This is a genomic window from Microcoleus sp. AT8-B5 (assembly GCF_036705565.1).
In the GTDB taxonomy this organism is placed as follows: Bacteria; Cyanobacteriota; Cyanobacteriia; order Cyanobacteriales; family Microcoleaceae; genus Microcoleus.
This window is the reverse complement of record NZ_JAUBUY010000010.1, coordinates 52262-67159: the sequence shown is the minus strand read 5'-3', so window position 1 is coordinate 67159 and position 14898 is coordinate 52262. Positions and strand designations below refer to the sequence as shown.

The window sequence follows — 14898 nt, the reverse complement described above, 5'->3', positions numbered from 1 at the left end:
GTTCCTTTAGGGCGGGGAAGATGTCAACTCCGTTATCTCTGCACTGTGACAAAGGCATTGACAAATACTGAAACTTGAGTTCCTTCTGGTACGATCGCCACGTTGCCTCGCTTCAAAAGTTCTTGCGCGTTGCGATCCGATCTTTCTCGCAACCGTTGGGCAGTAGGTGTAAAGAATCCCTCTAAAGCGGCTGCTAGGATGTTGGGTTCACGCGAGGTTGTTGTTTTAACAGCCGTACTTCCAAAAAAGCCGCTCTGCTGGCTGAAAGTTTCTTGGGCTGGTCGATTAATTATTTCTCCTACCCGCCCCAAGCTACCGAGAATTCCTACTAAAATATCAGCCTTGGCTATTTCAGAACCTCTGTCAAATAAACTGTCGGCAATGAGAGGTTGGTTATCGATTCCGCGAACGATTAAGTATCCGGGAGGAATGGGTACTTGTTGGATGCGGCCAGCAGAATCGGGGTAAACAAGCGCCACCACGCTTTGAGAAACCAGTCGATTTCCGCGCGTGACATTTTCTACTTGAGTAATTAAGACGGTGCCGGACGGCAAGGCGATCGCCCCATCAGTTGCCATTATGTCCTCGGTCAATTGGACGGCAAACCTTCCGGCTGTTGGGCTTTGACCTGCTTCGTCCCAAATCATCGGCACGATTACCTTGGCAAGAGCAGATGACCCGATGGCTATCTCTCTCATTGCTGTGCTGCCTTCACTGTTTTCGTCGGCGGTCGTGCGGTTGAGGATTCCAGCTTCTCCAGGGCTCATGACCTTGGCGTTTACAGCCGAGCCAGGAGCTCCAATTGCGATCGCGGGTATCTCTTGCATTGGTGCAGTCGATTGTGGGCTTTTTGGCGAACTGACTAGCACTGGCTGCGGGTTTTGAGAAATCGGCGGCACAGGCTGCTGTTGGGACAATGGTACCGGTGCTGCTACTGGCGCAATTGCTACTGCACTGGGCGGTGGTGCCGGTACTGGCATTGCGGGCGGCACGGCAGGGTAGTTTGCCGCTGTCATCCCCGGCGCGATTGCGCTAGGAAAAGTTGCGGAACTGGCAGAAATACCTTCAGCATTTAGCTCTTTAACTGCTTGACCTCTGCTTTGCCCCAGAGAAGCTAATTGCGCCCAGCGCTCGTAAGGGTCTACTTTTTCTGGTGAAGGCGACCGGGGTGGTGGCGCAGGTCGAAGTGCCAGCAGTGCGGGTGGCGACACAGGGCGCGGTAATGGCGTCGGACGAGGGCGAGGCGGGGGCGGTGCAGGCGGCTGTGCAGGGCGCGGTAATGGCGGCGGTGGAGGAGGAATGGTCTGTACCGTCCTTGGCGGCGGCGGATTAAAGTTTTGAACCGGCCTTGGGGTTTGAGACCTTCTAGCGGCTGGTGCAGGTTTTGGTGCAGGCGTCGGTTTGGAAGCAGGGGTCGATCGATTTTTAGGTTCAGGCGGCTGAACTTCTAGCGCCCGCTGCTGATCTTGAAATGCCAGCCGGCTTTTTAGTTCTCCTGACTCGTCTTTAGAAACTTGAGTCGGTTTAGGGTTCGGCGTCTTTGCCTGTTGGCGGACAGGTTTAGGAGCAAAGAACACAAACCAAAAGAATCCCAAGATGCCGAGAACTGCGCCAGTACCCATTAATACTGAAAACGTCCGAACTTCGGGCTTCTCAGAAACAGAGCGGGTTTCTGCTCCTTCGCTGTCCTGTTTAATTCTGTGCTCGGAGGCCAATAATTCATCGGCGTCTCCGTCATGCCCTGCCAATTCTCTTTCCTCCTCACGGCTCAACTTTTTGCCATTGCGGATAGCGCCATTAGGAGCGTTAGCTGCCTGAAAACCGTTAGAACTGTTGGAAAAGTTATTGGCTCCATTAGAGGAGTTGTTGCCATTAAAACTGTTGGAAAAGTTATTGGCTCCATTAGAGGAGTTGTTGCCATTAAAAGGGTGGCTAGTTGTGCTGCTAGGCGGCGTACTGTAGGAAGTTTCTTCAATTTCATCGGGTTCGCCATCAAATTCGCGCCAATTTTGAAGTTCTTTTTCGTTCATGTTTTTACCTGCTATTAATTGGGTTTAAATTCGGTAATTTTGTTGATTTCTAAGCCCGCCGAGCGAAGCTCATAAACTTTTTGTTCAAAAGCTGAGGCTTGGCTACCTAGCGGCGGGGTTTGGATTTCTACAGCTTTGATTCGGAAAGTGCGATTGAAAGGAATTCTTTCATCGATTCCTGACGTGCGATCGACGAGCAACCGGGTAGCAATCATGTCAATTTCCCATTCGCCCGGACGGACTTCTCTGGGTTCGGATAAAAAAGAAATGATGACAGTTGCTCGCAATTGACCCGTAAAAACTTTATTGGGGACGAGTTCAGCTATGTCAGGGAGAGAAGCTTTGCCAAAATTGGGTTCTAGGAGTAACGAAGCAAAATAAGTGCTGGTAGGAACTCGTTTGGAATTGACTTTAATTCCTGAATCTGTATCGTTAGTTCCTGGTATTTTATTGTCCCAGTTGAAGGTTAACTCGGCCCAAGTTTTGACAAAATTTTGGATAACTGAGGGATACCGAAAAAACCGATCTCGTTCCGCTACATAGTAAGTTTGACCGTTGATTAGCTGGACTTGCGTTGTCTTCATAGCAGCTACCGAGTTGATTCGGTACGCGACGAACAGGTGCAGAATTAGGGAGAGGATATTCACTCCAGTTAAGATGAGGAAGCACAATGCCAGTAGATTTTTAGCTTCTGGCAACAATGCAGTTTGTGAAAATCTTTGTACCTTCATAAAACCTTTCGCTAAGTGTGAAAAAGCCGTAGTTGTAAGTTAGGGAGAAAACACGGCACGAGTAGCTTTAGCTACTTTCTAGTCCTGGCGCTAAAAGCACCTGAGGTTAGTGACCGAATAATTAGTAATTCGCAATTAGTAATTCGCAATTTCCAATTAAAGAAACCGAGCGCTCAAATAATTAGTATTTCGGGATTTATCATTAGTAATTTATAATTCAGGATTAAAGAACCCGAGCGCTAATTCCGAAATACTAATTATCAAAAAACGAATTACTTTCACTACCCCGCATTTATGCGTGGGTAATTACGAATTCTCAATTCCGAGTTACATTGACATCACTTAAATCCTTTGTTCATTGCTAAATTAGCGGCTGCTCCTATAGCGCTGCTCAAAACATCGATGAGTTGTTTGGCATTGCTAGCGATGCCGCTGTACAGGGCAATTCCTCCTCCGCCGGCGATTAATAGAGCTAATCCGGGTGCAAAAATGCTGATTAAAAAGAGAAAGGCAACATCGCTAGCTAATTCGGCTCCAGAATTGACTAGCACGGTGGCTGCCAATCCGACGACGATGTTGTATCCAAGTTGGACGCCAAATAAACTCAGAAATCCAGTTGCCCAAGCCCAAATCGGTCGGCCCTGCAAGGGAAGCAGCGACAGCCCCATCGCGATCGGCGAAAAGAGTGCTGTTAGCAAGAGCGCTGCTTCAAGGATGTTGACAAACGCCCACTGGATGCTATATAGAATAAATCGGATGATTGGCACTGCTTTTTCTCTAAACACTGAACCGGGGTCAGTTATAAAAGTCGCGGCATCTTGAGCAGCGCCGGGTAAGCTATTATTCCAGAGGATTTCAGCAAAAGCCCGCAGCGCTTGCAGAGGGGCTGAGCCGGCGGCTTGCCTTTCAGCTTCGCTAACAATTTTCTGAGCAGCTTCTTGCTTGGAATTCCAGCAAGTAACCAGTTCTTCTCCTACTTTATTTCGGCATTCGCCGTAGAGATTTTCTAGTTGTTGCCGGCCGATGTTGCTGATAGTGACGTTGGCGATCGCGTCCCTAAATGTCATTTCTCCTAGTTGCGCTTCGAGGACACCTTGGACTTGCCTGTAAGCAAAGCTCCTGGTAAAAATGACGGTATTTGCTAGCAATTTGCCGTTAGCGCCGAGGAACAGCATGATGACGAGCGGCCAGACGAACAGTGCTGCCAGTTCTGACCATGACTGCTTTTCGATAATGTCTTTCCCGCTGCTTAGAGTTAAGAAGAGGATGCTGACGGCTGCTAGGGTGATGCCGAGCGATACTAGACCGACCCACAGCCCAGAAGCGATCGGGTCAATCGTGCTAATCCAAACTTTGTCCCAAGATTCTGAGGTAGTCTTAGCCAGGTTAATTGACTCGCTCACAATGTCCAAAGATGACCCTTCTGCACCACTTGTCGGTGATGTAATTTGTGCTAGAAATTCTCTCATTTGTTTATGGGAAAAACTTCAACTTTGTATTCAACAACACGGTCAGTCTGCACGCAAACTAGGCAATAGTCATCGGTGATGTCTGCTTGCTCCCCAACTTTGCATTCAAGCCAGCCGTGTTAGAAGCGCTTGACAAACTTTTTAAGAGCGATGCTTGACAATTTTTTTTAGAGCGATACAGTCAATAGCTACGCTCAATTTGTGTTGTCAAAATCTTTGCTAAGCCAAGAGACGATTGCCGATTCAATTTAACTGCTCGGAGCATTAATCGGGAGCGGCGAACCTGTTAGTTGAAATCGGGGTTGTGTTGCTGCCACTCGGTTTTCCCAAGTAGCCGCCGCCGGGGAGCATCAGCATTCCCGCCTGGTAGCTGGCTTGGTTTCCAGACGCAGTGCTGCCTCGGCGCTCGCCCGTGTTGATCGCGGATATTTCCTTAGCAGCTTGCGACAGCAGCACGTTATTAATGGCCCGATCTGTGCGAGCTTGCTGAGCTTCCTGTAAATTTCGCATCTGGACTTGTGCGCCCAATGCGGTCTGCTGCGAGAGGTTTTGGAGAATTTGTTGAGTAACGTCGAGGCTCTGCGATTCTTCGCCCAATTGGACGTTTTGTTCGGTATCTTGTCGAGTTGCTTCTAACACTTGGAAGCTGTTGTTTTGAGCTTCTTTGCTGAGGGTTGCTCCGTCAGCTATGCCGATAGCGGCGCTGCGCTGAGCTTGAGCGTCTAAGTCAGACATGATGGTATATGAACCTTTGCCGTCTAATTTGCTCGACTTAGTTTCGAGTAAATCAGACAGTTTCGTTCCTTCTGTCTGGGATGTTGGAGCTTTAATAATTTGGCTGCTGACTTGGCTCAAATCAGGAATTTGGATAGCTCCGAGAGAAGAGGAAAGGAGTTCGTTTAAAGAGCCAAATAGCTCGTTTTGCACGAAACCTTGGATGTCGCCGATAAAATCGTTAACTTGTTTGAAAACATCTTCAATGGGAGCTAAGAAACTTCCCGCAGTTGGGGCTGGATATCTCACAGCCGATTCTTGTGTACTTGGGATGAAAGCGTTTGGGGCTGGAGCTTTCACAGCCGTTTCTTGTGTACCGGGCACGAAAACGCTTGGGGTTGGAGATTTCACCGCGACTCCTTGTGTACCGGGTACGAAAGGAGGAGTTGCTTGAGCTAAACTTGGCCTGACTTGAACGATTAATTCCAAGCTGGCTAACAGGGAAACTGCTGCGAGTTTTGTAGCAGGTTGCTGCATCAATTGAAGTCGGTATTTCATGGGAGTTATTTTGGTATTTTTGCAAAAAATTGAGAATTGTTGCTGTGAAAGTCGGATGCCATTTTTTGCTGAGCATTGGCAGCTATGGTAGTAATTTCTAAATTTTGACCAATGTGATCGAAGCCTTTTCCTTCTTTCACTGCTGCAATGTATTCTTGGGTGAAATGCTTTAGCCCTTGAAGCTGCCCTTTGAGGGTAGGAGGATATTGAGCCATGATGCGATCTCGGGCTTCTTTTTCATTTTGATTGTTAGCAACTGATGCCAACATCATCTCTCCGGGGTAGAATCGCGATCGCCAAAATCTTCCTCCTTTCTCAATCAGCCAGCACGAGTAGAGGTCAGCAGCTCTTGGCAGAAAAGATTCCGTTGCATTTGAACTGATAATTTGCGGATCGTACCCCAAATATTTGTGAGCGGCTGCCACCCCAGAATTGGTTATTCTTCCGGTAATTCGGTAGACCATATTTTGCAGAATTTGTGCTCCTGCGGAACATTCGCAGATAGCATCAAAATCTTGGCTCAATAGCAAGACAGCTATGCCATCTTTTCTGCCAGTGGCGCAGAGTTCGCCGACAACTGATGCAAAACCATCTTTTTTGAGTAGGACGCTCAATTCATCTCCAATAAATAAGCTTTTTGGGTGAGAAAGAGCGTTGCGGATGCAAGCAGCATGGGCGTTAATTGCCATTAAATAGGCATCTTGTTCGTTAGACAGTCCCGATAGGGCAAAGAACTTAACAGCAGGTTCCGGCGAAAACGTGCTGGGCTGACCGATCGCTTTTCCCAAGCGGGATGTTAGCAAAGCATTTCCTTGGCTGAGGATTTGATTGATGGCTAGCCTATCCAGTTCTTCAAACGATTTGAGGTTGAGCCTTTCTTTGCTGCAAAACCTCAGCAAATCTTGGAGAGTTGGCATTTGCTGCCATTCGGGAGATTGCCACCCTCTTTCAAATGCCTTGTTGTAGCGAGCGATGATTTCTGGATCTCTAAGGTACATATCGAGCATTCGCAGGATAATTGAATCTACCCGCTGGGCTAAGTGGGGATGGTGAATTTTGCCCATTGCGATCGCCACCAGAGCTTTGCGGATAAATTCTTTCCAAGATTCCATCCGCCGCTCTCTTTCAGCTTTGTCGAACTTGCGGAGGTCTGGCGGTTCTACTAAATTGCTAGATCCTTGACTGATGTCGTAATATGCGCCTTGGTCGCCCAAAAGTTTGATCGCGGTTTTGAAGGTACTGTTACCCCCGCTGCTGATGTCCATCCCGACAACAGGGATATTATTCGCCAGAGCTTCAACGGTAAAACGCCACCCCAAAACGCTCTTGCCTGAACCAGATTCGCCAGTAATTAAAGCGCGGCTAATTTGGCTGTAGAACAAGTCAATAAAAATTGGCTTTCCGCCTCGATGGGTAATAAATTCAACTCCTTTTTTATCTAAATCGCGGGGAACTGTTAGTGGCAGAATTCCAGCAGCAGTTTCAGTGTCGAGGGTGAGGCGGCGTTCGCTCAAAAATGAACCGCTATGCAGCAACCATTTCCAAGTAATGGGCAGGCATTGCAGCCAAATATCCCAGGCAACGTTCCGCTCGCGGATGACTTTCGCAGTTCCAAAACTATTAGAGAGTACGTTACAGGCTTGGCTTAATTCTTCCGCAGTGTTTCTGTACACTAAAAAGGCAACGGCTGCATTGAGGGGTACGGCTCCTTGGTAAAGCCGGCGCTGGGCGTCGAAAGATTCCTCCTGTTTAATTTCAGCGCCAATATCGCGCCCTTGCCCTTTAGTTATAGCTCTGCTGCTAGCGGCTTTTGCTCCTTTCGCTTGTCGGGCCAAGTTATCATTAATTACAAGGGAATTTCCGGCGCTAATTTCTACAATAGCTTCTGTATCGCGGACGTAGCTTGAGGACATCACCTCCCAAATCCATTTCAATTGCTGGCGGGTATTAATCCAGCCTGCGGGCGCGTCATACATTGTCAGAACAGCGCATTCTTTCCCCTTTCCCGTCAGATAGACGCGGTTGTGGCTCTTGCGGTGTTCGGGGCAGGAGGATACGCCATTCGTTCCTTCAATCAAAACTGTAGAAATGTGTTTTTCAGTCGTCTTAATTTCACTGAGCTGATAGCCAGAAGGCGTTTCTTCAAGTTTAACAACTTGAGGGATTTGCGGTGGTTTACTGCTGTTAAATCGCTGCCACAGCCACTCCCAAAGTTCAGATGAATTCATGGGACTAATTTCGAGTCCCATTTTGGTATTCAGGAGAATTTCCCAGCGGAGGAATCCTTGTTCAAAAGAGTTGAGTAGCAGTTTCGTGTAAAATTGCTCTCTGTAAATTCGCGTGTTACCCGCAATGGTTTCCACAATCGAATCGCACAATTTTTTGACCCCATCAATGGCTTGGCCAATGAAATCCCTGGAGATGGTTTCGCCTTCGTTATCGGCCGTCCAAGTACAGAAAGCAATTTGCTCCCATACCTGCCTGGTACCTTGATGAGTTTGTTGGCGGAGGCGGTACTGTTCATTTCGGAGCAGTACAGATACGGGTTGGAGTTCAGCGGTGTCAGCCAATTGCTCTAACTCTTTTTGCCTCGCAGCATCACTGCTGTAACAGCCGGCGCAGAAAGTAATTTTTTCACTGGGTGGGATGTCTTTCATTCCTTCTTCAAGAGAAGCTGCAAATGCCGACACTTCGTTCCTAAACAGTAGGTTGTGAAGCCCTCGGAGGCGGAATCCAAATACCAGTTGGTAGTTAGTCCCGTTATTGAGGAGCATCCCAGACACTTGCCTGCCATCTTTTTCAATTTCCACCAAACAGCAGAGGTTAATTTCATTTTGGAAAGGCATAAATTTGCTCCTTCCACCATATTGATTGGGTACAATTTTGGGCTTCAATTTGACTCGCATTTGCGAATCGTAAGGCTTGCCTTGGATGCTAGGAGGGCGCAGGGAAGAGATGAGAGAAATATAGAAGCTGTCGCCGTTGCACCACTCATCTCCGGGGGGCTTGCGGAACTTGTCAGTAAAAAGGTGGGGTTGATTTCCTGTTAGGAGCCACCAGCTTACAATCAGCCAAAGCGAGACAGTGAAGAACCAACCCAGTCCCAGGCTAAATAGACCCATCGTTAAGATGTATGCAATGGCGGTCAAGAAGCACCAAGGTAGAATTTGATTGGCTGGAATAAACCCGATACTTGCTTGTTTGCCCAGGATTTTATTGACTCTGATAAAGTCTTTTTCGGGATCTCGCAAAGCCATTGGTGACTCCTTTTTCTTAGTTCCAAAAGGTCAAACTTGTAATCACTCCCAGCGGAGGAAGGTTGGGAACCAAGCCGGCTGTAGTACCGCTGCCGTCGCCGACGAACAAGAACGTTATTACGTCTATGGCAATCACAATGCCGAAGGCGAGGGCAATTTGGGTGACAATTGGACGCCAATCATTGCCTTGTTGCGCTTGGTTGTAAGCGAATAAAGCTGCGGCGGCTACTAGCAAGAGAAATACGCCTCGAATGGCATTGAAAATTAAAACGATCGTTGATTCGTCAATGGCTGTTCCTCCTCCTGCTGCTCCAGCTTCGCTTGCTAGATTGGTCATAAACGCTTGGAGACCGCTTAGAAAAATGGCTTGTGCTGGGGTCTGAAAGTTATTCAGGAACATTGTTACTGTTATGACAGCGACAGCTAAATGCCAGAAGCGAATTTTGCTGCCCAGCAGTTTTTCGAGGATGGGAACGCTGCGGGTAATTTGCCATAGTCCGAAGAACACCAGAGATGCACAGCTAAATACGCTGACAAATAAGGGCTGGACAAGAGTTAGATAAATGGCTGCAATTAGGCAAATTGCAATGAAGGCTAAATCGGCGTTATTGAGCTTGAATTTACGCATGAATGTGCTAAAAGGGCTGCGGCGCTTGTGGGTAATGCCTAGGTTAGTAACCCTTGCGCGATCGTCATGAGAGCGGTAGTTGTTGTTCAAGTAATCGTTTTGCATTGAATTTTTCCTCAAAGTGGTTTAAGCTTGCAATTCGTTCCGGTCTTCTCGCGACTGTTCTTTGCGTCCTGGCGAGGTATAGTTGTAGTCTTTAGATGCTTGAGAATCTCTAAATTGAGTTTTTTGTGGCTCTGGGGAGCCGACTACAGCTTCCATTTCTTCAACAGCAATGTGGCACTGCCGAACCTCTGGTGGCTTTCCTTTGACCAGAACGGCATCGAACACTTGTGCGTCACCTTGGCGGGGGTCAGTTCCTATCAGTTGTTTTGACCCGTCCGGCAGATCCAGGATTTCAAATTCGTATTTGACTGCCCCGGTCGTGCCGTCTTCACGACGCGATTCTTTCCAAGGAAACACTGGATCTTTTTCCCCGCTAAAGCGTTTGGGGAAGGTGTCCTGAAACTTTTCAACTAAAGCCTGGGCAGTTGCTAGCTTGTTGTATTCTTCTTCCGACTGAGGCAATTTGAAAATGGCTTCTCTTTCTTCGGGAGTTAGTTTGTCTCGATCCGGCTCAAATTTCCAGCGATCGCCATTCTTGGTTCCCGAAAAAATTTCGGTATTATCGCTGCCTTTTACGACAACTTTAACTTCGTTGTTTTCAGCAGTTACATTCAAGCTGCCGCCACCATCAAAAGCAATACCCGATTGGGGAGACTGCCCCGTAGCGAAAGCATAATTGACCAAGCAATCTGCTACAGTTTCTCGCTGCTGCTGTACTTTTGTTTGAGCTACCATTTTGCTAAGAAGATCCTCTGGTTCGCTTTCCTCCTTGTCGATACTGTTAGGTGCAGTAACTGTGGGCTGAACTTTTTGACGAGTTTCTGGCCCTTGTGAATTAGGATTAAATTCTGATTCAACAGGCATCTGAACGGTCATTTTATGTTCCAGTTTGTCAACGATACTTTCAAGGCGATCCAACCTCTTTGAGAGGTAGCCTAAATAGTCTTGAATTTGGTCTAACTGTTCGCTGATGCTGGTATCTTTATCGAGCTGTAGAGGTCTAGATTTCTGGGAGTTTGGGTTGAGCTTGCTCTCTAGATCGCCAATCTTTTCGCCAATTTGAGCTGCCTTGGTTTCGGGATTGCTGATTTTAATTCCCTTGGTCACCTTGGCTTCAATGTCGCGATCGCTTCTCTGAGGCTGGCTCGTTTCCAATTCCTCTGGTTCAGTTGCAGCAGGCGGTTCTAATACCTGCTTAGCCCGTTCAGCAAGTTTTTCAGTGCGGGTATCTATTGCCTCTATGCCGGAAATGACATCAGCGTGTTTAGCACGAGTCGCAACTCGGTCGGCGCGATCGTTTAATGAGTCAATTTGTTCGAGAATTTTTTCGAGTTTTTCTGCCTGTTCCTTTTCCCTCGCTCGTTCAATGTAATCAATTAGATCCCCAATACTCTTGGCTCCAAGTAGACCCATTAAAGAGACAGTTTGGACGGTTAAGCCACTTACGGTTAATCCGTTAATTTCGCTTCCCATAGAAGCGACACTTGCACCTTGACGATCGGTTTCTTTTAGAACAGTTTCAAGGGTATCGAGGAAGGGATATTTTGCGTCGGGCTGTTCAGCAACTTTTTGCTTGAATTGTCCGTTATCATTCTGATTGAGAACGCGGCGATTTTTAGCTATATTGCCCAATACACCATTGGAGATAGAAGTATCTTCATCATCAGAAAGTAGTTCTTCAATATTATCTTCTTCCTCCTTTTTTTGGGTTTTGTTGGCATTTTTTTGAGAAGCTACTGACTTTCCTAGCTGGCGTTTGGACTGCGATGACTTGCGAGTTTGCGTATGGTGGCTGGGAAAGTCTGCATCTTCTTCTAAATCGCTTAAGTCATCTTCCAATTCATCATCTAGTTCTAAATCGCTTAAGTCATCTTCCAATTCATCATCTAGTTCTTCATCAAATTCTTCGGAAATGCCGTCCTCCTCTAATTCATCACTGGCATCCAGCCCGATTAAGTCCATAATTTGGGATGGAGTATAGTAATTGTTATTGTCTTTCGTTTCAACGCCAGCCTGTTTCAAATTTTTAACTAAATAGACACCGCTGGTTCTCTGGCTGGGGTCTTTAGTTAAATAGAAAACAAAGCCAGATACCTCGCCTCCTTTTCCTTCAGTAACTAAATCCATGCTGACACTAGCTTTCTGATTGCCAGAATCATTGATTCTGTCGGGTCGTTTGTTGAAGGATTCAACGAAGTTTTTGAAATCTTCCCAGTCCTCAATGCCACCTTCTTCTTGGATTGTTTCTATTGCAGCATCGAGGGTTTCCTGAATGTGTTCCAGTTTTTTGACGTGTTTGGGATCTGTGGCTGTTAGGACAGACCAAGTACGCTTTGGGGCAGAAAATTGTCTTTTGGAGTTGGGCTTAGTTGAGAGTTTTGCCGCCATACTTTCTCACCTCCTACGAGGAAAATTGAGGTTATCATTAGGTTTGAGCTTGAACTTTCAGCAGCGCTTGAGATTGTCAAACAGGACTATTGGCTAGTTGAGCGATCGCTTTATTGGTAATCCACAAGCGGGGGTATTTGTTCGCAGGTTTCGCTCAAAAGTTCTCTCCTGACTTTCCCTCTTAGTTCTTGGTGATATTCGCCTAGCATTCTGCTGAATTTTTGCAGAACTTCTAGACTTTGTTTGGGTAACTGCCCTGCTTTTACTGCTGTCTCTACACCTTTGGTCATTTGGCAAATGTGCGCGCTCATTTTTCGCAGTTGGACACAAGTTCCTTCATTGATAGCGGGGACTGTGCGGTTAGGGCTAAAAGCGCGTTTGCGCAAGTAGTCAGACAGGTTTTTTTCACCTGCTTCTGCGGCACGCTTCACTAAATCTGCCTTTTCAAAGGTGGTTAGGCGCACTCGGACTACTTCAGTCTTTCCGTTAGGTTTGGAAAGTTTGTTTTTGGGGAAACTTGCAGTTGTAAGCACATCAATTTTCTAGGGCTAACTAATGGTTTATTAAGGCCAAGTTAAACAGCAAGGGATTAGGTCAGAGCGGTTGTTGGCATCAAGTTAACTTAATCCTGAGCAACCGATGCTGGCTACAATTTCCTGAACCTTGATGGTAAGGTTTGCGCCGTAATTCATCCATTGCTTTTATTGATTCAATTTTCAGCAATTCTGTTGGAGATGAGGCTGTTTCTTTCGGTTTATGTTTTGTTCGGTCACAAGTCGCATTAGTGAGAAGTTACCAGAGCAGTTTCTATCATCCACATGGCTGATGGGAGGGTGAATACTGCGGATTGGATTGCTTGTAGCCTTTGACTATGTTGTTGTTTGAAAGTTGGCAAAGTGCATTATTGTTGAGTATGGTTTGCAGCCAATCGTACTTTGTTGTTGAGGACGGTTTCTGGTTTGCGATCGCCGTCGCTCAACAAAGTCTTAATATTTCGTGCTGGAAGTTTAAGCAAGTCTGAGTTGATATTCCCAGAAGAATCGCTCTGTATTGTTCGGGGTGCGACACAAGTATTTCCAAATGTCCAAGTGTGTGTCCATTGCCAAACCTATGACGATATAAGATTCTTCATTGTCTGTCACTGCATCCCCAAAGTTAAAATCCGGTTGCGCCCAATGGTCAGGCAGGGCGATCGCATTTGGTTCAGGGGCGGTAGCATTGGTTGGATGCGCCATTTCAGTGGGCGTGTAGTGTTTCTGTGGCATTTGGTCGATTTTAAGGGCAAGTGAGCACCCTGCTTACTGGCGGTAGCCAGAGAAGAGGTATCCGTCAGCCACTTGTGCTGAAGCGAAGATATGTCGTTGCCCTTTGCACAAATTCTGACAATTGGGTGATTTGGGCGATTTACTCATTTTTACCCCCCTATAACGTCTATTTGACATGGCTTGCTATGCGACTAGCGTACTAATTCGGAGGATTCAAGAGGTGTCGGAGTACAAAAAATCTATTTAAAAGCAGCGAAAGTTAATTTAAGTTAATTAAGATTTATGAAATTTAGAGGAAATTTTAGGAAATTTTAGGGACAAGTAGGAGAAATTAGGAAAAATTAGGAAATATTAGGAAACAGAAGGGTTAAAATATAAAGCTTTTTGTGGCTTTCAGTAACAATCGCGATCTTTTCTTTCTCACAAAAAGTTGCACCCTCTGTGTGGAGGATGCAACTCATGCTTTTTGTTAGCAGGTGCTATTTCTTAGAAGAACCTGACCTTTGTCGTAATATCAGTGGGGTTAGTACCTGGACCAGCGAGGCAACAGAGCGGATTAAGAAAGCGATCGCTAAAATGAGTCAGCGGATTTAGGCTACATCCCTCTAGCTATTGAGACTTGCGATTATGCCTTATCCATTGCTACAGAATTAGGCATCCCATTAGCCCAAGAATGTCAGGAGTTGAAAGAAAAATTGCTGAGCGAACAAACATAAACTGTGACGAATCAGTGGCAAATGTTTAATAGGAGAGTAAAGAGGGATATTTATCAAAATGACTAAATGCGATCGCTCCCATTTTCAACTGACAGCAAACTCAGTAAATTTTCGTTTATAGGGAGCTTTAAACGCTAAAACTATATCTAGCTTAGGAACTCCAGCTTCTACTAATTCGTTAGCAACTCCGATTTCTGTACCATCCCGTTCGATCCAAATTTTGCCATCTTTAATTTCCACGTAGATGATACAGCCAAATACTCGTGTTAAATCTTGCCAACCAATATTAAGAACTTGATAGCGATCGCGTTCCGTATCAAATATCAGTTGGACTTCAGTCTGGCTATTTGACCGATTTTTGGCATGACTTTTAAGAATTGTTTGCACTACTTCACGGTAATTCATTCCTTCCATAGAACAATATCCTCTCGTTCGGGGTTAAAAATAAGCAATTTGAGTTGATGTTCTGCAATTACTCTTTGAATAAATTTACGACTAAAAAATTCATCGTAAATATCAACTGTAATTGCTAAATACAAAGTTCTCTCTGGCTCTGTCAATCTCAAGGCTGAACGGTAGTTGAGGCATTGACCAAGTGCTATGTGAAACTCAGTCACGTCTGACGCTCCTAGAAAAGATTTTACCTCTACTGCTATCTTTTGACCAGTTTTTTCAGCAGCTAGGATTCTCTCTGCTGCTAAGTCTATGTAAAAATCAATATCCTCAGCTTGAATAAATAGAGGATCGTCTGTAATTGTCCACCCATCTTTTTCGAGAGATGTTTTAACTGTATTGTGAAAGAAATCTTTAGCTGACATTAAGAAACTTTGTTTTCAAGCTAATTGTTAGGATAGCACAAGTATACTACAGAGATTTGCGAAGCGAAGCGTTCGTCTAGGACGAGGGTAAAAAGTGGTTTAAGTATAATCCATAACATACTTTTAGCTGTGCGTACAACAGAAGTCAATGGAAAATTTTCCATTGACTCCTAGGCGATCGCCCCCTAATATCAATTCCGGTTACACCGGAATGATGGT

Annotated in this window: 11 protein-coding genes; all 11 read right to left on the bottom strand. The window is 46.0% G+C overall.

Annotation, left to right across the window (positions count from 1 at the left end; genetic code table 11):
• Positions 1 to 32: 32 nt before the first annotated feature.
• Positions 33 to 2030, bottom strand: a complete 1998-nt coding sequence (locus QUB39_RS09295) for a hypothetical protein (RefSeq protein ID WP_333260847.1) — start codon at positions 2028 to 2030, stop codon at positions 33 to 35.
• Positions 2031 to 2044: 14 nt separating this feature from the next.
• Positions 2045 to 2761 carry a hypothetical protein gene (locus QUB39_RS09290; RefSeq protein WP_333260850.1) on the bottom strand — a complete coding sequence of 239 codons (717 nt, stop codon included), beginning with the start codon at positions 2759 to 2761 and terminating at the stop codon, positions 2045 to 2047.
• A gap of 338 nt (positions 2762 to 3099) precedes the next feature.
• Complete coding sequence (locus tag QUB39_RS09285; protein ID WP_333260853.1) at positions 3100 to 4230, bottom strand: hypothetical protein; 1131 nt, start codon at positions 4228 to 4230, stop codon at positions 3100 to 3102.
• A gap of 264 nt (positions 4231 to 4494) precedes the next feature.
• On the bottom strand, positions 4495 to 5502 hold the full coding sequence (locus QUB39_RS09280; RefSeq protein ID WP_333260856.1) for a hypothetical protein: 1008 nt from the start codon (positions 5500 to 5502) through the stop codon (positions 4495 to 4497).
• Between the two features lie 5 nt (positions 5503 to 5507).
• Entirely contained in the window at positions 5508 to 8759 is a 3252-nt protein-coding gene (locus tag QUB39_RS09275; RefSeq protein WP_333260859.1) for a hypothetical protein, read from the bottom strand.
• A gap of 16 nt (positions 8760 to 8775) precedes the next feature.
• Positions 8776 to 9492: a hypothetical protein gene (locus tag QUB39_RS09270; RefSeq protein ID WP_333260862.1), complete on the bottom strand. Its 717-nt coding sequence runs from the start codon at positions 9490 to 9492 to the stop codon at positions 8776 to 8778.
• Positions 9493 to 9513: 21 nt separating this feature from the next.
• Positions 9514 to 11880 (bottom strand): hypothetical protein, encoded by a 2367-nt coding sequence (locus QUB39_RS09265; protein ID WP_333260865.1) that lies wholly within the window; start codon positions 11878 to 11880, stop codon positions 9514 to 9516.
• A 110-nt stretch (positions 11881 to 11990) separates the two neighbouring features.
• Entirely contained in the window at positions 11991 to 12413 is a 423-nt protein-coding gene (locus QUB39_RS09260; protein ID WP_333260868.1) for a plasmid mobilization protein, read from the bottom strand.
• A 474-nt stretch (positions 12414 to 12887) separates the two neighbouring features.
• Complete coding sequence (locus QUB39_RS09255) at positions 12888 to 13145, bottom strand: hypothetical protein (protein ID WP_333260872.1); 258 nt, start codon at positions 13143 to 13145, stop codon at positions 12888 to 12890.
• An 800-nt stretch (positions 13146 to 13945) separates the two neighbouring features.
• Positions 13946 to 14275 carry a XisI protein gene (locus tag QUB39_RS09250; protein ID WP_015211742.1) on the bottom strand — a complete coding sequence of 110 codons (330 nt, stop codon included), beginning with the start codon at positions 14273 to 14275 and terminating at the stop codon, positions 13946 to 13948.
• Positions 14263 to 14679, bottom strand: coding sequence for a XisH family protein (locus QUB39_RS09245; RefSeq protein ID WP_015211743.1), 417 nt, complete (start codon positions 14677 to 14679; stop codon positions 14263 to 14265). Before QUB39_RS09245 ends, QUB39_RS09250 begins: the two co-directional genes overlap by 13 nt.
• Positions 14680 to 14898 lie beyond the last annotated feature (219 nt).